Here is a 395-nt window from a genome sequence, read left to right on the forward strand (position 1 = left end):
CAATAAAACTGTGTGGCTCTGCCCTTCTTGGGGTTCCTAATGGTCATCGGCTCTTCGCAATCTTGGCAGTATGCTCGTTGGCCGAACAGATTGGTGTACGTGGCTCCCTTCCTGCCCTTACCCGCCTTCAACCGGGTTGCCTTGGCTGCTTGTGCCCGGTCAAAAATCTCTTTTTCAACGATCACCGGGAAATGATTGGGATAGACCCGCTGTAGCTTTGGCGAATAGAACTCACCGAACACGGCCCGGCTTGCGAGGAAGTAGCTGACGCTGGCAATGGTCCAATAATCTGCCCTACGGGTTTTGCGCTTTTCCATTGCCCATGGCTTTACCCCGGCATCGTTCAACGCTTTGGCGATAGCAGGCAGACCGAGACCTGAAATGCACATGTCAAA

General features: G+C 53.4%; 1 pseudogene. It reads right to left on the reverse strand.

Features of this window, described 5'->3' with window-relative positions:
- Positions 1–395 (reverse strand): annotated as a pseudogene (locus EOB49_RS31895) (recombinase family protein); the annotation flags it as partial.

Origin of the sequence: Mesorhizobium sp. M7A.F.Ca.MR.148.00.0.0, from assembly GCF_003997735.1 — a bacterium.
In the GTDB taxonomy this organism is placed as follows: Bacteria; Pseudomonadota; Alphaproteobacteria; order Rhizobiales; family Rhizobiaceae; genus Mesorhizobium.